General features: G+C 37.8%; 12 protein-coding genes. 8 read left to right on the plus strand and 4 right to left on the minus strand.

Going from position 1 to position 18,183, the window contains the following annotated elements; translation table 11 throughout:
* Positions 1-130 precede the first annotated feature (130 nt).
* The 8 genes from kbl to IR022_RS01675 all read left to right on the plus strand — a co-directional run bounded on the left by kbl (position 131) and on the right by IR022_RS01675 (position 14,375).
* Positions 131-1,318: a glycine C-acetyltransferase gene (gene kbl / locus IR022_RS01640; RefSeq protein WP_194202371.1), complete on the plus strand. Its 1,188-nt coding sequence runs from the start codon at positions 131-133 to the stop codon at positions 1,316-1,318.
* Positions 1,319-1,415: 97 nt separating this feature from the next.
* Positions 1,416-2,360 carry an NAD-dependent epimerase/dehydratase family protein gene (locus IR022_RS01645; RefSeq protein WP_050708762.1) on the plus strand — a complete coding sequence of 315 codons (945 nt, stop codon included), beginning with the start codon at positions 1,416-1,418 and terminating at the stop codon, positions 2,358-2,360.
* A gap of 252 nt (positions 2,361-2,612) precedes the next feature.
* Entirely contained in the window at positions 2,613-3,650 is a 1,038-nt protein-coding gene (locus tag IR022_RS01650) for a fibrobacter succinogenes major paralogous domain-containing protein (protein WP_194202372.1), read from the plus strand.
* Between the two features lie 104 nt (positions 3,651-3,754).
* Entirely contained in the window at positions 3,755-7,858 is a 4,104-nt protein-coding gene (locus tag IR022_RS01655; protein WP_242053012.1) for a hybrid sensor histidine kinase/response regulator transcription factor, read from the plus strand.
* Between the two features lie 171 nt (positions 7,859-8,029).
* Positions 8,030-9,187 carry a glycoside hydrolase family 105 protein gene (locus IR022_RS01660; RefSeq protein ID WP_194202373.1) on the plus strand — a complete coding sequence of 386 codons (1,158 nt, stop codon included), beginning with the start codon at positions 8,030-8,032 and terminating at the stop codon, positions 9,185-9,187.
* Between the two features lie 58 nt (positions 9,188-9,245).
* Positions 9,246-11,363, plus strand: a complete 2,118-nt coding sequence (locus IR022_RS01665) for a glycoside hydrolase family 2 protein (protein WP_194202374.1) — start codon at positions 9,246-9,248, stop codon at positions 11,361-11,363.
* A 108-nt stretch (positions 11,364-11,471) separates the two neighbouring features.
* Positions 11,472-12,914, plus strand: coding sequence for an alpha-L-fucosidase (locus tag IR022_RS01670; RefSeq protein WP_194202375.1), 1,443 nt, complete (start codon positions 11,472-11,474; stop codon positions 12,912-12,914).
* 81 nt (positions 12,915-12,995) lie between these two features.
* Entirely contained in the window at positions 12,996-14,375 is a 1,380-nt protein-coding gene (locus IR022_RS01675; protein WP_194202376.1) for a Gfo/Idh/MocA family oxidoreductase, read from the plus strand.
* A gap of 88 nt (positions 14,376-14,463) precedes the next feature.
* On the opposite strand, the gene IR022_RS01680 is transcribed toward IR022_RS01675, so the two are convergent.
* The 4 genes from IR022_RS01680 to IR022_RS01695 form a co-directional block, all read right to left on the minus strand.
* Positions 14,464-15,426, minus strand: a complete 963-nt coding sequence (locus IR022_RS01680) for an Ig-like domain-containing protein (RefSeq protein ID WP_194202377.1) — start codon at positions 15,424-15,426, stop codon at positions 14,464-14,466.
* A 117-nt stretch (positions 15,427-15,543) separates the two neighbouring features.
* Complete coding sequence (locus tag IR022_RS01685) at positions 15,544-16,308, minus strand: hypothetical protein (protein WP_194202378.1); 765 nt, start codon at positions 16,306-16,308, stop codon at positions 15,544-15,546.
* Between the two features lie 110 nt (positions 16,309-16,418).
* Complete coding sequence (locus IR022_RS01690) at positions 16,419-17,117, minus strand: hypothetical protein (RefSeq protein ID WP_050708769.1); 699 nt, start codon at positions 17,115-17,117, stop codon at positions 16,419-16,421.
* A 266-nt stretch (positions 17,118-17,383) separates the two neighbouring features.
* Positions 17,384-17,968, minus strand: a complete 585-nt coding sequence (locus IR022_RS01695; protein ID WP_050708770.1) for a C40 family peptidase — start codon at positions 17,966-17,968, stop codon at positions 17,384-17,386.
* Between the last annotated feature and the right edge of the window lie 215 nt (positions 17,969-18,183).

An 18,183-nucleotide genomic window follows, 5' to 3' on the forward strand; every position in this document is an offset into this window, starting at 1 on the left:
TTAGTTATTACAAGCAAGAATTAGATTAGATCGCTGATCTTAAAAATAGAAAAAATAAGGAGAAGTTTCAGATTTGAATATTCTCCTTATTTTTATCAAACCTTAAATATTCACTATAAGCAATAAAGTCATGTACGGAAAATTTCAAGCATTTTTGCAAAACGAATTAAGCTCGATCGAGGAACAAGGATTATTTAAAAACGAAAGAATTATTACATCTGCTCAAAGTGCGCAGATAAAAGTACAAACAGGGCAAGAGGTTCTGAATTTTTGTGCAAACAATTATCTGGGTTTATCCGATAATCAGGAGTTGATTGATGCAGCCAAAGAGGCGTTAGATAAACGCGGATTTGGGATGTCGTCGGTTCGCTTTATCTGTGGAACTCAAGATATACACAAAGAACTGGAGCAGAAAATATCTAACTTTTTTGGAACCGAAGATTCTATTCTTTACGCAGCTTGTTTTGATGCCAATGGTGGTGTGTTTGAACCTCTGTTAGGCGAAGAGGATGCCATTATCTCCGATGCACTTAATCATGCATCCATTATCGATGGTGTACGTCTTTGCAAAGCAAAAAGATACCGATATGCCAATGCCAATATGACTGAATTGGAAGAGTGTCTTAAACAATCGCAAGCACAACGTTTCCGCATAATAGTTACCGATGGCGTTTTCTCTATGGATGGTAACGTAGCCCCAATGGATAAGATTATGGAGCTAGCCAACAAATACGAAGCTTTGGTAATGATAGACGAAAGCCACTCGGCAGGAGTAGTCGGCAAAACCGGACGTGGAGTAACCGAACTATATAATTGCAAAGGCAAAGCCGATATTATAACCGGTACTTTAGGCAAAGCATTTGGTGGAGCTATTGGTGGTTTTACAACGGGTAAGAAAGAAATAATAAGTATGTTGCGTCAAGGCTCACGCCCTTATTTGTTTTCTAACTCTATCCCTCCAATGATTGCAGGTGCAGGTATACGTATGTTCGAAATGATGGACGAAAGTAACGATCGTCAGGACAAACTTCATGCAAATGTCGACTATTTTGTTTCTAAAATGCAAGCCGCAGGCTTCGATATAAAACCTACACAATCTGCTATTTGCGCAGTAATGTTATACGATGCTAAACTTTCGCAACAAGTAGCTGCTAAGCTTTTGGATGAGGGTATCTATGTTACAGGCTTTTACTATCCCGTAGTACCTAAAGGCGAAGCACGTATACGTGTTCAATTATCGGCAGCACACGAAAGAGAGCATCTCGAAAAGTGTATTGCTGCATTTACTAAAGTGGGTAAAGAACTAGGCGTTATTTAAGTTTTAATACCTTTTTTAGACTTTGGTCAGTGCAGGATTAACTGTTGCTTATTACTGAGTGATACAGAATGAATACTCGACATTACTTTAATAAACTATGAAAAAAATACTTTTTACGGGTTGCGGAGGACAAATTGGTTCTGAGCTGACTCTTGCATTTCGCAAAATATACGGAAACGACAATGTGATTGCTTCCGACTTGTCTACTAAGGTTTGCCCCGATTTGTTAAATAGCGGTCCCTTTGTACAATTAGACGTGTTGGATACAAAAGCTTTGTCCGAAACAATAGATAAATACGAGGTAGATAGCATTGTTCACTTGGCAGCTATACTGTCTGCCGTGGGTGAGAAAAATCCTCAATTGGCTTGGAATGTTAATATCAATGGTACGGTAAATGTGTTTGAAGTGGCACGCGAAAAGAAAATAGAACGGGTACTTGTTCCCAGTTCCATTGCTGCTTTTGGACCCGATACGCCGCGTGTTATGACTCCTCAGAAAACTATCTTGCATCCTACTACCATGTATGGGGTAACCAAAGTTGCTCTCGAACTGCTGGGCAATTATTATAACCTCAAATACGATATGGATATCAGAGGGTTGAGGTATCCGGGCGTAATAAGCCATAAGACACAGCCGGGTGGCGGTACTACCGATTATGCGGTGGCTATTTATTTTGATGCAGTGAAAAAAGGCTCATACGAATGTTTCCTGACAGAGGATACTATGTTGCCAATGATTTATATGCCCGATTGTTTGAAGGCGACTATTGAGTTGTTTCAGGCAGATAAATCGCGTTTGCAGAATGCAACGGGATACAATCTGGCAGCATTCAGTGTAACACCTAAAGAGATGATGGAATCTATACAAAAAGTGATTCCCGATTTTAAAATATCTTATGTACCCGATTATCGTCAGGAGATAGCCGATTCGTGGCCCGATAGTATTGATGATAAGGAGGCTCGAGAGGAATGGGATTGGAAACCCGATTACGATCTGGATGCTATGACTCAGGATATTATAAAAGAAATAAGATTGAAATAAGGGCTAAAAACCTACATGTAGAAGAAAGTACACTTAAATAATAAGGTGTACTTTTCTTTTTTTTAGATTATCTCTTTTATAAGAAATTATGTTAGTATATCTTTGTTCAGATAGAATCAGTGTTGTTTGTTAATTAATCGAAGAAAAGTGAATCTTTTTTTCAGTAGTTTGTGCTTTATCCTTACTTTTTATTCGAAATTTATGAAGAATAATATTTTAAAAGCAATATTTTTTCTAGTGTTATTATTTGTCATGAATAATACATTATTGGGACAGGTTACTATCGGTTCAGACAAGCTTGCCGCATCGGGAGCTTTGTTGCAACTGAAAGAATTTGACACTACTGATGCCCAGTCGGATGGACTTAGTAATACGACAAAGGGGTTGGGAATGCCTCGTGTTGAACTCAAAGCTCTTGATGGAGATTTGGGACTGAGCATGGGTGTGCAAGGAGGATCGTTAGATAAAACCACCCATATAGGTTTGACAGTATATCATGTGGGCGACCTTTGTTCGCCTATCGCTGCGGGTATTTATGTGTGGAGTGGCGACAATTGGCAATATTTAGGAGGAACGGTTCCAAGAAGAGATAGAGCTTCGTTTAATGAAGCAAGCGGAATCCTTACCGATTTTGAAGGAAATCAGTACACCACTAAAGTGTTTGGTACTAAACGTTGGATGACTCAAAACTTGCGCGCCATTCGAAAACCTGATGGTACTTGCATTGACCCTGTAGATGGTGTGCGTTTCAATCCTGCAAAAAATGCAACAGTAATGCCATTGGCTCAGATTAAAGTGTTGGGAGTTATGCCCTCGGGAAATGTAACTTATACCGAGAATGGTATAGTGAAAACTATGACTAATGAGGCTTTTGTTTCTATATTTGGTTTGTTCTATACTTGGAATCAGGCAATGGTAGCTTGCCCCAAAGGGTGGCACGTAGCCTCGGTACAAGATTGGGCAGATTTAACAACAACTTTGGGAGTAACAGATCTTGGTGCCAAATTACGGGGAAATGTAGGAGCTACTTATAAAACAACTGATAGTGGAGTAGGTTACAAATGGGGTTCGGCTGATCTGGCTGTTACCATTTCTGGTTTTAATATTCTTCCTGCTGGATGGGTACGTGAGGATGGACTCAATGCGGTTGCTTTTTCTACTTCTGCTTATTTGTGGACGTCTGCTCCTGCTGGAGGATATCGGTATTTAAGTTTTAGTGGTTCTACGTTATCGTCCTTTGGTAGTGGTAATTTAAATTTCCGTTTTTCGGTACGTTGTGTACAGGATTGATATTGTGTTTTTTTTGTATTAATATATACTGACAAGCAATTAAGTTGTTTGCTGTCAGAGTTTTTTTTCGATAGTTAGCCTAATCTTATTATTATTTGAAGCACATGAGAAAGTATCTATTATTTTCGATATTCTTCTTACATACATTATTTATGATGTGCCCCCTTTCGGCAGGAGGTAAAAACAATTATCGATTCAGGACTTTTTCTCCTGAAGGCGGCTTTTATTATGATGGTGTAAAATCGATACAACAAGATAAAGATGGTTTTATATGGGTAGTTATGGACAACGATCTGTATCGTTTCGATGGCTATCAATATAAGCGCTATTATACCTACTTCAAAGATTTAGACATTTCTAATCGCTGGCTTTTTAATATGATAGCTGCCGATGCTTCGGGCAGATTACTTGTTGCTACCAATAACGGATTGTACCAGTATGACAACTCTTCGGATTCTTTTACGCTATTGCTGGATAAGAATGTGACGAATGTGAGTGTAGACTCTCATAATAATATCTGGGCAAGCCTATCAGGATTGATAACCGTATATGATGATGAGTCTAAAGATTGGAAGACAATAGAATATAATGGTAAACCGCTGGCAGAAATAAGTGCTTACGATGGCGATGATTCATCGTGGTTTTTGGCTTCGGCGAGAGGTAAGATTTATGAATACAATTATGCAAGTAAGAAGATTGAGACCTTGTTTTCGTTCCCGTCCTCATACATACAAACTATCCGTAAGAAAGGCGATAAGATATGGGCGCTGGTTGCCGATCAGGGACTTCTTTGCTTGGATATTCCTACAAGAAGTATAGAAAAACATTTCGATTTCTTTTATCAGCAGGATAATGAACACATTCTGTCGAAGATGTTTCATATAGATAAGAACGACCAGATATGGATAGGTACTCAGAGGGGCTTGTATATACTTGATCCTGAAACCCGAAATTATGAACTTTACTTACATTCTAAATCGGAGCCTTTTAGCTTGCCCGATAATTCGATCTGGACAATTGCAGAAGACAATCAGAGAAATATCTGGATAGGTACTTATTCGGGAGGCTTGTCTTATGTAAATCTCGATGAAAAAGTAAGTTTCAAAAGTTACCTCGTGGGTTTAGGTCAGCTAAATCATAATCTGGTAAGTGGTTTTGCCGAAGACTCTCAATATCTGTGGATAGCTACTGAGGGTGGTGGAGTAAACCGTATGGATAAGCAAACCGAAAAGTTTACTTACTATACGAAAAGCTTGGGCGAGAATAATCTCTCGTATGACAATGTGAAATCGCTGGTGATGGATTCTGATAATAATCTCTGGATTTCGATGTTTCGGGGAGGATTAGATCGTTATGATGTAGAAAGTAAGCGATTTTTTAATTTTAAGAGAGAAAAGGAAAATAAGAAAAGCCTCTTGTCGAACGACCTTCGCAAAATAGTATCCGAACCCGATTCGGGTTTGTGGATTGCCTATCAGTTGAGAAAGTTGGTTGTATCGTTCTATTCGTTCAGTGAGAAAATATTCACCCATTATTATTTCGATGAGTCTGATAGTAACGACTATATCTACGACATGTGTAAAGATTCGGTCGGAAACCTGTGGATAATCACTCATAAGAAAATATATAGGATGGATGTGGCAACTCGTGAGGTAACAATAGTACCCTTCCACGATTCGTTTTACCCCAATGCTCAAACTATCTCAGCCGATAATAACAATAATATTTGGATAGGTACAATAGGAAACGGACTTATAAAATACGATACGCAGACTTCGGTATTTAGTGTCTATGATAATATTCTGAAATTTAATGTATCCTCTATTTACAGTATTTGTGCCGATAACGATAATAACATGTGGATGGGTACCGACAATGGTTTGTTTAGGTACAGCCCCGAGGATGATAAGTTTCTGAGATTTGATAAAAAAGATGGGGTACAAGGGCAGGTGTATTATCCTTTATCATCATTCAGAAGTAAAGATGGCAGTTTGTATTTTGGAGGGTCGAATGGGTTCACTAAAGTGAATCCGAAGGAAATATCATCCAATAAATTTGAACCCAGAGTTATTATTACCGATTTTCTGGTCAACAATATATCTGTAAAGCCAAATCTGGGTGGAGATTCTAGCGAAGGGGACTTTGCTTCGTTTCCCGATGAAATAGTACTCGACTATACTCAGGTTAACTTTGGCTTTAAGTTTTCGTCCGATAATTATCTGATACCCGAAAAAAACCGTTTCAGGTTTCGCCTCAAAGGGTACGACGATCGCTGGATTGAGGTAGATGCTTCGAGTCGCAGTGCCTTCTATTCGAAAGTACCTCCCGGCAATTATACTTTTGAGGTGATGACTGCCAATAATGATGGTGTTTGGAACGAAACTCCCATTGTTATTAAAGTAAAACGATTGTCGGCTCCATGGTTGAGCTGGTGGGCATATGTTTTATACTTTCTGATTTTGGCAGGTATAGCATATGTTGTCTTGAGTTATTATAATCAGCAGAAGAAACTCCGACTGCAAATATATCTTGATGAGGTTGAAAAGAATCAAAAAGAGGAGATTCATCAATCGCAACTTCGTTTCTTTACTAATATTTCGCACGATTTCAGAACGCCGCTTTCTCTCATTCTTGCCGCTTTGGATAAATTGCGTATGGAGGGTTTGAAAGAATATTACTATCATTTGCTGAATAATAACGCACAAAGGTTATTGAATCTGGTAAATGAATTAATGGACTTCAGAACCGTAGAGAACGGGAAGATGAAACTGCATATTCAATCTGTAAACCTTACTGCATTTATCAAAGAGTTGGCTTTTGATTTTGAGGATTATGCCCGACAACGCAATATTAAATTTGATCTTTTTATCGATCCTCAGATTGTGCCAACCGTATATGCGGATAGGCAGGTGATGGAGAAAATAATTATGAATTTGCTCAATAATGCCTTCAAATATACCAAAGATGGGGGTTGTGTACGTCTCGAAGTATATTCAACTCCTGCCAATTTCAAATCAGTATATAAAGACAGCTTTACTATTAGCAATAGTAACGGAGAGGCTAAAAACTTATATACTATTGTAGTTCGCGATTCGGGGATAGGTATTTCTAAAGATTCCATTCAAAGTGTTTTCGAACGGTTTTATAAAGTAAAGACTGTCAATTTCGATTCGCATCTGGGCACAGGCATTGGTTTGGCTTTGGTGAAAAGTTTGGTTCTGCTTCATAAAGGGACGATCAGTATTTATAGTGAACGGGAAAAGGGTACAGATATGGTTGTTAGCTTTCCGTTTGATACCGATAGCTACGAAGAGTGTGAGTTTATAACAAATGAAGTGTATGTTGATGATATACCAGCATCTCTATATATAGAAGCGGATGGAGAGCCAAACTCCGATCAGAATATAGCGAATGAGGAGGATATTCTTCTTCGCGATAAAAAGAGAATACTGGTTGTTGAGGATAATGATGATCTGCGTAAACTTATTGCCGAATCGCTGCTCCCTTACTATGATGTGGTGCAGGCCGCTGACGGGTTAATAGCTTTTAAACTGCTCGATAACATGGAGATAGATATGGTAGTGAGCGATATAATGATGCCTCACATGGATGGTATAACCTTGTGTAAGAAAGTAAAAGAGGATGTAAATATATCTCATATCCCTTTTGTTTTGCTGACAGCCAAAACTGGCTTGGAGAGTAAAATGGAGGGGGCAGACTCAGGTGCAGATATTTATTTCGAAAAGCCTGTCGATTTTAATTTATTGAGGCTTACAATACAGAACATACTTAAGCGTCAGCAGCAACTCAAAGAATATTATGCAAAGAATTATTTTGTGGACAGTACCGAACTGTCAACCAATCAGCAGGATAATAAATTCTTAAAGAAATTTATCGAAATACTCGATCAACATATCGATCAGCCCGAAATGGATGTCAATTATATAGCTTCGGAACTCTCTATGAGCCGTAGCAAGCTTTATACTAAAGTAAAGAGCATGACCGACAAATCGATAGTTGAGTTCATCTTAAGTTACCGTCTTCGCAAAGCAGCCCGCCTTATTGTGGAAGAGGATGTAACGATGCGTGATATTATGGAGCGGATAGGTATAGAAAGCCAATCATATTTTACGCGTGCATTTAAAAAAGAATTTGGCGATACTCCTACTGCTTTCGCAGCCAAACAGAAAAAAGGCAAAAGTGAGTAAATAAAGGCTTCTGAGGGTGCTATAAACCAAATAAAGCAAAAGAAAAACGAGATAGGACAAATCGAAATACGAAAGAAGGGATACTTTTGCTATTGAGTTTTAGCTGTCAATTTATGGATAAGATAAGTTGACAGATGATAATCATTATACCTATTATTTCAGAAATTTACTATGAAAATAAACACTTTTGTCTGTTTTATAATAACCTACTTATTTATTAGCCTTAATTCTGATTGTGAAGCACAGTCAATTACCGAAATTCCGGATAAGCAGACTTTACAAACTACACTTGATAAAGTTGCCGATTGGCAAGTAAATCATTTCACTTATTCCAAAGTAGGTAGCGCCGGTTACCTGCACGATTTTGGGATAGATGCATGGACTAATGCCACGCTCTATCTGGGGTTGGCAGAATGGGCAGCAATGTTGGATGATGGCAAAAAGTATTATACATGGCTTACTCAAATAGGTGATGAGAATGATTGGCAGATACCATCTAATTTTAAAGATATGCCTAAGTACAAACTATATCATGCCGATGAGCTTTGTATAGGTCAGTTCTATTTGAATATGTATAGCGTATTCAAAAAAAAGGAAATGATGGAAGCAACCATAAACAGAGTTAACTGGATTATGAGTAATCCTCCCAATTCTATTTTAACCAATGGCAGTAAGCAGGCGTGGACGTGGTGCGATGCCTTGTTTATGGCGCCGCCCGTATATGCACAATTGGCACAACTGACGGGTAATGACGATTACTTGTTGTTTATGGATAAGCAATTTAAACTCACCTACAATTATTTATACGATAAAGAAAATAAACTGTTTTTCAGGGATGACCGATTCTTCGATCAGAGAGAAAACAATGGTAAGAAGGTGTTCTGGGGAAGAGGTAACGGATGGGTTGCTGCCGGATTGGTGAATATTTTAAAAACTTTGCCTACGGACTCTAAACTAAGACCTTTTTATGAAAATCTGTTTTCTGAATTGGTAGGCTCATTGGTTGCTTTGCAATCCGATAATGGATTTTGGCACGCAAGCTTGCTTGATCCGAAAGAATACCCATCGCCTGAAACCAGTGCTACGGCTCTCATAGCCTATGCTTTGGCATATGGCATCAATGCTGATTTGTTGAATAGAAGCGACTACCTTCCTTCGTTAGAAAAAGCATGGAGTGCTTTAAGCTCGGCGGTTTCAGAAGATGGAAAACTGGGTTGGGTACAACCTATAGGCGCTGATCCTAAGCAGGTAACCGAAGATATGACTGCGGTGTATGGAGTAGGAGCTTTTCTTTTGGCAGGAACAGAAGTTTATAAGCTTGCTCAATAATAATAAGAGATTTTTTAATCTCTTTAATGGTACGTAGATAAACAAAACGATATATACTATGAAACGATTAACCAGTTTACTATTAATCCTATCCATTGTGATGGCTACTTGGGGAAGAGACGTAAAGTCTTTTAACGATGAGTGGTCATTCAAGAAAGGACCTTTCCCGACAGATCCTATACTCTTTCAGTCGGGTTTCGATCAACGATGGCAAGATGTAACCATTCCTCATACGTGGAATGCTACGGATATGCAGAACGATAAAAATAACTATTATGCGGGCGAAGCCTATTATAAGAAAACGTATCGTCCCGATGCTTCATTGAAGGACAAACGTCTTTTCCTTAATTTCGAAGGAGTCTCCACAGTGATGGAGTTATATGTTAATGGCGTGTTTGCAGGCAATCACAAAGGAGGCTACTCGGCTTTCACTATCGAAATATCAAAACTATTGAAGTTTGGTGAAGATAACGAACTATTGGTGAAGGTAGATAATACCTCTCGCCCCGACGTTATACCTATTAACAGTACCTTATTTGCTGTCTATGGAGGTATATATCGCCCTGTGCATCTTATTGTAACCGAGAAGGTAAATATAACTGTAACCGATTATGCATCGCCCGGTATTTATATCACACAAAAAAATGTGACTAGCAAATCGGCAGATGTAGATGTAGAAATAAAGGTAGAGAACAAGAATATTGATGCTAAAGATATCGTCTTGAAGACTACTATCTATGATATGGAGGGTAATCTGAAACTGAAAAAAGAAGCCACTGTAAATGTATTGCCTCAGGGCAGACAGTTCTTTACACAGAACTTCACTGTCATAAAACCTCGTTTGTGGCAAGGACTCGAAGACCCTTATCTGTATAAAGTAGTCACTCAGTTGGTTGCCAACGGATCGGTTATAGACGAAGTAGTGCAGCCTTTGGGATTGAGACATTTTGAGCTGAAAGCTGCTGATGGAATGTATCTCAATGGTAAAAAAGTACCCATGTATGGCGTTTGCCGCCATCAGGATTGGTGGCAGCTGGGCAGTGCATTAACTAACGAGCAGCACGATGCCGACTTGGCTATTATAAAAGAAGTAGGAGCAACTACCATTCGTTTGGCTCATTATCAGCAATCCGAATACTTCTATTCAAAATGCGATAGTATAGGTTTTATGATTTGGGCAGAAATTCCTTTTGTTAATAGAGTTTCTACCAAAGAGGCTGATAATGCCAAACAGCAACTGACCGAGCTCATCCGCCAGAATTACAATCACCCATCAATCTATACTTGGGGGTTGCACAACGAAGTATATACACCTATCAATTACACAGCCTCGTTAACAGCCGAACTTGATGATCTGGCAAAATCGGAAGATCCTTACAGATATACCGTATCGGTAAACGGATACGGAGATCCGGGGCATGGTGTGAATATGAATGCTGATATACAAGGTATCAACCGATATTTTGGGTGGTACGAAAAGAAAATTCAAGACATAGAACCTTGGATAGAGGGAATGGAGAAAAACTATCCCAACTATAAAGTAATGCTGGCCGAATATGGTACAGAAGCAAACATCTATCATCAGCAAGAGGTGGTGGGCGATGTGGGCGACTGCTGCGGATTCGACAAACGTTACAACGAAACATTTGCTACCCGCTTTCATGAGATTCAGTGGGGATATATTGCCAAGCATCCTTATTTGTTGGCTTCCTATCTGTGGAACACGTTCGACTTTGCTACGCCTGCCAGTTCGCAAGGTGGGGTTGAGGCTCGCAATATGAAGGGACTGGTAACCTTTGACCGCAATCTTAAGAAAGACCCTTTTTATTGGTATAAAGCCAATTGGAGCAAAGAGCCCGTTTTGTATATTACTCAACGAAGAGTAACCGAAAGAGAAAACAAGATAACACCCGTTACAGTTTATTCTAATATTGGTATCCCTCAACTGTTTGTAAACGGTGTTGAAGTTAAAAACTACAAGAAGGGAACTACCGATGTACATTATATTTTTGAGAATGTAGAACTCAAAGAAGGGGTGAATAATATAGATGTAAAAGCCTCAAACAAAGGGCAAACTTTCGAAGATAAGATACTATGGAATTATGCTCAAGGCGGAAATAAATCTTTGAATAAAGATAAGCCTCGGGAGAATAAAAATGAACATATAGGGTTGTAAAATATTCATTAGACAATAGTTAACAAGAAAACATTCAAAAAGTTGATTAGTAGCTATTAACTGATAAGTGTTAACAATGAAAGTATTCCTTTTTTTAAGTTAGAAATTATGAAAAAAATAGTATTTTTGGTTATTCTTTTATTGAATATTGCATTTGCACAGAGTTTTGCACAAACTAAAAGGTCGTCAATACCGCTACAACACGGGACTCATCGTTTAGGAAAGCGAACAGATGCAGAAATGCAGAAGTGGAGAGAATATGGCTTAGGTCAGTTTATCCACTGGGGAGTTTATGCTATGGCAGGCGGTCATTGGGATGGCAAGTATTATCCGGGAGCAGCCGAATGGATTCGTTCGTGGAAAGAAATGCCTAAAGATGCCTACGATAACCTTTACAAAGAGTTTAATCCAACCAGCTTCGATGCAAAAGGATGGGCTAAACAAGCTAAGGATATGGGTGCAAAGTACATGATTATTACAACTAAACATCATGATGGATTTTGTATCTGGCCAAGCAAATATACCGACTATACAATAAAAAATACCCCATATAAAAAAGATCTTCTGAGGGAGATTGTAGATGCTTACGATAAAGAAGGTATTGATGTATATCTGTACTTTTCGATTATCGACTGGCATGAAAAAGGATATAGGAGTGCAATACCCGAAACAACTGAGGAGAAGGCTGCTTACGAAGAATTTAAGCAGTTTACACGCAATCAGTTAATCGAATTATTAACCGACTATCCAACAGCAAAAGGACTTTGGTTTGATGGAACATGGGATAAGGCTTGGATAGATCAAGTAGAATTTGCCGACAATCTTGAAAAAGAAATGAGAGCAATGCGTCCCGGACTGATAATAGGAAGCCGTTTCAGAGCGGATGAAAACGGAAAGAGGCACTTCGACTCGAATGGTGATTTGATGGGAGATTATGAGCAGGGTTGGGAACGCGATCTGCCCAATTCTATTGCCGATGTAAATGGTAACGATTGGGATTGTGTGATGACTATACCCGAAAACCAATGGGGCTATCATTCGGAATGGAGAGGATATATAAAGACTTCGTTCGATCTGATTGATATGCTTGTACGATCGGTTTCGATGGATGGTAACTTTGTCTTGAATTTCGGACCCGATGGAAAAGGAAACATAAGACCCGAAGAAACCAAGCTTGCCAAAGAAATAGGGGAGTGGATGAAAGTAAACAGCGAAGCCGTTTATGGATGCTCATATACCGATTTGAAAAAGCAGGGTTGGGGATATTTCACCAAGAAGGATAATAAAATATATCTGACTGTTTTTAATAGACCCATTAATAATATGCTGAATATAGAAATACCAAAAGGCGGGTTAAAACCTATAAAAGCGTATTTTCTATCCGATAAAAAGGCGGTAGATATTATAAACGGAGGTCGTAACAAACAAAACAACAGTTTGTATAATATAGCTATACCTGCCAATTTTGTAGCAGGACAACCTTTTGTTATTGTATTGGAGGTTGAGCAAAATAGCAACGATAAAGATACCTATCAGCAGGCATTAACCTGATTGGATACGTATTTAAGTCTCTGCGATTACAATAGGTGTGAAACATAAAACTTAATTAACTATTATAATATTCAAATGATTATGAAAAACAAACTTTTCGCATTATTGCTGATAACGTGTTTTTTATTGGGTTCGACCACTGTTTCGGCTCAAATGATAAAAACCCCTGCACCCCCTCGTCCGGCTGGACAGAAAGACGTATTAAGTTTAGCAACAGCACCTATTCCTAATGTTCGAGTTGCTTTTATCGGACTAGGTATGCGTGGTCCCGGAGCTGTAAATCGTATGACACATATTCCCGGAGTTGAAGTGGTTGCTCTATGCGATGTATTGGAAAAGAATACAAAGTCGGCAAATGAAATTTTGACAAAACAAGGAAAACCTAAAGCTCTTGAGTTTTATGGTGATACTTCGGTATGGCGTAAAGTAACAGCTTTGCCTAATGTAGATCTTATTTATATTGCAACAGATTGGTTGAGCCACGCTAGGATTGGTGTACAAGCCATGAAAGATGGCAAACACGTAGCTATTGAAGTACCTTCGGCTATGACTATGGATGAGATATGGGCACTGATAAATACTTCGGAGCAAACTCGTAAACATTGTATGCAGTTAGAAAACTGTGTGTATGACTTCTTTGAACTTACATCTTTAAATATGGCTCAACAAGGCTTGTTTGGTGAAGTAATTCATGGTGAAGGAGCTTATATTCATGGTCTTCAACCATATTGGGATCAATACTGGAATAACTGGCGTATGGATTTCAACGAGAAACATCGTGGAGATGTATATCCAACTCACGGCATTGGTCCTGTTTGTCAAGTGATGAACATTCACCGTGGCGATAAAATGAACTTCTTGGTATCGGTAGACACTAAAGCTATTGGTAACCCTGCATTTATTAAAGAAAAAACAGGTAGAGAAGTGAAAGATTTCCGCAATGGTGATCATACGATGACTATGATTCGTACTGAAAACGGAAAATCAATCCAAATTCAACACAACGTAACATCGCCTCGTCCTTACAGCCGTATGTATCAATTGACTGGTACTAAAGGTTTCGCTAATAAATATCCGGTAGAAGGTTTTGCTTTGGATCAAAGCGAAATAAGTCTAGAAGTTGCAGCTAATCACGAAAACTTAAATGCTCATAGCTTTGTACCTGATGCAGTGAAAAAAGCATTGATGGAGAAATACAAACATCCTATTGCTAAAGGTATCGAAGAGCAAGCGAAAAAAGTTGGTGGACATGGTGGTATGGACTTTATCATGGATTACCGTTTGATCTATTGCCTTCAAAAAGGTCTTCCATTAGATATGGATGTGTATGACTTGGCAGAGTGGTGTTCTCTTATACCTTTAACCGAAATTTCTTTGGATAATGGTTCAGTACCCGTTGAAATTCCTGATTTCACTCGTGGTGGATGGAACAAAATCAAAGGTTTGAAATTTGCTGAATAAGGATAAAACAATCTGTTATTCTAACAATAATACAAAAAGAGACGCTAAGTAATTAGCGTCTCTTTTTTGTCTTCCTTTATAAAATGCTTTATTTTATTTCGGTGTATTGTATTATCAACATAGGATAAGGATTATTTTTGATTGATACCTCACCGTTTTTTATAAGTATATTATAATCGCCGTTTTTCCATGTTAGTCCATCTACATTCTCGGATAAACGAGCGTAGCGGTCAGAATTTTTTTCTAATGTTACTGCCTGTGGAGGATTAAGGGAATTTACTTCCTTTAAAAACATCTCATAGTCGTATGATAACACTTTATCAGTGTCATAGCAATTCCATAATGCGATAAGCTTATTACTCTTGAATACAAAAGCTCTAAGCGGATTCTCTTCGGTAGCCCAATTATAAGCAAAGTCATTCGATATCTTAACAGTCGGATTAATTTGCTCTATTGTAGCTCCAAATTTGTATCTGAATAAAGTTCTGGGTACAGTTACCACACATTCATTGCTTACTCCATCTATTGTAACGGTGATAGTAGCCGTACCTACCGATAGAGCTTTAATATCTCCGTTGTTTACGGTTGCTACTTTTTCGTTAGACGATTTCCAAACTGCTTCGGTATTGGTAGTATTCTTCGGCGTGATTTCGTAAGAAAGAGTGTAATGTGCGTCTATTATAATTTCCACCTCTTTTTTGCTCATCTTGATAGATGTAGCTTTGATGGGCAGCACTTTTATCTTTAGCTCCGAATTAAGTTGTAATTCTGCAGATTTAACAGTGATTGTTGTTTCTCCTTCATTTAAAGCCGTTAGTTTTCCTTTACTGTCTACCTCAGCTACATTGGGGGCAGATGACTCCCATGTATAGGCGGGCGCAGTAATATTACTTGGTGTATGAGATACTATTAATTGGTATTCATCTCCTATATAAATGTCTTTATTAGGTTGTTCTAGCTTTAAAGCACTTACTACAGGATATATAGGATCGTCACTGCTACAGCCTATTAAAAAGAAAGGGATAATTAGTAGATAAATCAGTTTCTTCATCGTTTTTTAGGTTATAATTATTTTTGTGGAAATTTTTATCAATACTTTTTTCTAGAGAAAGAAAATTTTCTCTTGGCTACTTGGCTATGTTTTAGAAAAATAAAAGGAGTTATAATCTTATTTATAATCCTCAGGAGATATATCTAGTGTGCATAGATATTCCTTATTCTGATCATAGAATATATATTGATACGAGATATTTGCATCAGGAAATTGATCTGTGAAAATATTATTCTTGATATTTTCAATTCTTGTTACCTTCTCTTGAGCCTTATAAGCAATACTGTCGAAAGAGGATGGTTTCATAAAATTGATTCTTTCCAGATTGTAGACTACTGTTTTTGGAAAAGAAACTTTCATATCCGTAAAATTTTCTCTTTCGTCTATTTGCGGAAGTTGTGGAGTATATGCTTCAACTATTTCTTTAATTCCGTTATATACATATTCATCCGATTGCCTATCGGGTTTGCTGTTATACATTTCAGGAGTAACGGTTATAATCGCAATCTCGTTACCTCTCTTATCGAAATAAGCATATTGAATAATCGTATTTAGATCTGTAAGAGTTTTATAAGTACTTGGGTTTTGTTCTATATCAGAGATTAGTTGTTTTTGCTGAAACAGTGCAAACATAGGTATTTCTTCCTTTGGAAATGATTGTTCGCTAGCTAGGGTATAGTTGTAGCGTAATGTTTTGTTTGGTAGAGCCTGACAACTATCGAAAGTGGTTACTTCATCGAGTTCGATAGGAGCCCCCTTGTTTTCTTCTGTTGCTATTTGCTTAAGGATGAAGTTTACTTTATCTCCGCTACACTGTACGAAAAATAAGCTTACCGCTATTACTATAAGTGGCAAGTGAATCCGATTTAAGGTTGCTTTCATAAAATGATCTAGTATTTAGTCAATAAAAAATATTTGACTATGTATCTTATAATTAATTAGTTAGTTGTTGTGGTGTTTTCTCTTCTAAAATAGTAAATAGCTCTGATGCTTTATTTATAATCGTCAGGCGATATATCTATCGAACAGAGATACTTATTATGTTTATCAAGATATATATTTCGGATAGAAACGCCTTGCTCTGCAAAATGCTTCATATCGGGATTATCTTTTAATGATTGTACTGCTGCCGGTACAGCTGTTGTTTTAAAATAAATACTGTCGAAGCGAGCTACATCTTCATTCAGTAGTTTACACGTATATTCGAGAGTTTTATTGTATGTACTGCAATCGATCATGCTTATACCACTTTCTTCGGTGAAAAGAGGCAATTGCTTCTTGGTCTTCTTCACTATATCCTGCAATACTTTTTGTAGATTGTCGGATGTAATGGTTGTAGGGTCGAATATTCCGGGTTTTTTAGCAGGTTTGGAGTAATCGTGTGGAGTAATTGTAATCTTACCTAATAAGTTTTTATTTTCGTCAACACAATCGTATATAAATGTGGCATGATTCTCTTTGAGAAGTGCCATTTGTGGATTGCATTGTATATTATAGAGAAGTATATCTCTCATTTGAGTTCTGAATTCTAGAGCATCTATTTTAGTAGCATCTATAAACAGAAACGTAAAATCGAATCGGAAGGTATTGTTTGGCAACGATTCGCAGCCATCGAGGCGAGTGGTCTGATCTATTTGAATAGGACAGTGCTCATTTATATCATTTACAGTTTTTTCTAGCTCTTCTTGCATAATTTTTTTACATTCGACGGATCACTTATCTTAAAGACCAAATTGTGATAATCGCCTTAAAATAGGTTTTTTATATCATTAAATTCTAACGAATTGTTTTCTCCAAAACGGAAAGAGCAATACTAAAACATCATACCTGTTGCTGTATGATTGTTCTTGCTATTTTAGCCTTGCTTTTATAATGCGAATATAGATTAAAGTTAGCAATAAATAAAAAAAAACACCCTGATTCATCAGCGTGTTTTTAGTTTAACTTTTCCTATATATTATGTAGTTGGAATTTTCTGTGTTGAGATCTTCTCTTGTTGTTTGACTCTGCCTCCTTTTATCCATGTGCGACGATAATATGCTTCGTCTAAGCTACTTATTATGACGCCATTAGAGGTTGATGCGTGGATGAAACGACGGTCGCCTAAAAATACGCCTACGTGATTAACTCTTTTTCCTTTTCTGGATGATGTTCCGAAAAATACTAAATCGCCAGGTTTAAGATCATCCTTATTTAAATCTTTTACGTCTTGTGCAGATATATCTCTACTGCTACGTTGAAGTTTTATTCCGAATACGTTTTTGTAAATGGTAGTAGTCAATCCAGAGCAGTCCATTCCTTTAGGGCTTGTTCCACCTCTGCGGTAGGGAGTTTTTAGCCATGCAACGGCTTCGCTATAAAGGGATAAGATTGTGCTGTCGTTTGGAAGGGGAAGACCAATTTTCTTTTCTATTGTACTAACTTTAGGGGCTGGCTCTTGTTGTGTCTCGTTTTTCTTATCCTTGGCGGATAGTGTAACGCAGATCAGCATGAAGCTTAATCCGGCGAGTATTGTTTTTATAGAGAAGTTTTTAAACTGCATTCGGTAATTGTTAATTTTTTAGGACAGAAACAAAAGTAAAGAATATGATCTTTTTGTGCAACCCCTAAATAGTTATTTTCTCTTAAATTGTGTCTTATTATATGTCTATTTCCTAATTGCGAGCATTTTGATGTTAAACTAACATCATTGACTATCAATACTCTTAGCTAATGGAGGCTAATGCTTTCATTAAAATATAGGGGTGTGAATTTTAT

The organism is Dysgonomonas sp. GY617 (assembly GCF_015233815.1).
In the GTDB taxonomy this organism is placed as follows: Bacteria; Bacteroidota; Bacteroidia; order Bacteroidales; family Dysgonomonadaceae; genus Dysgonomonas_A.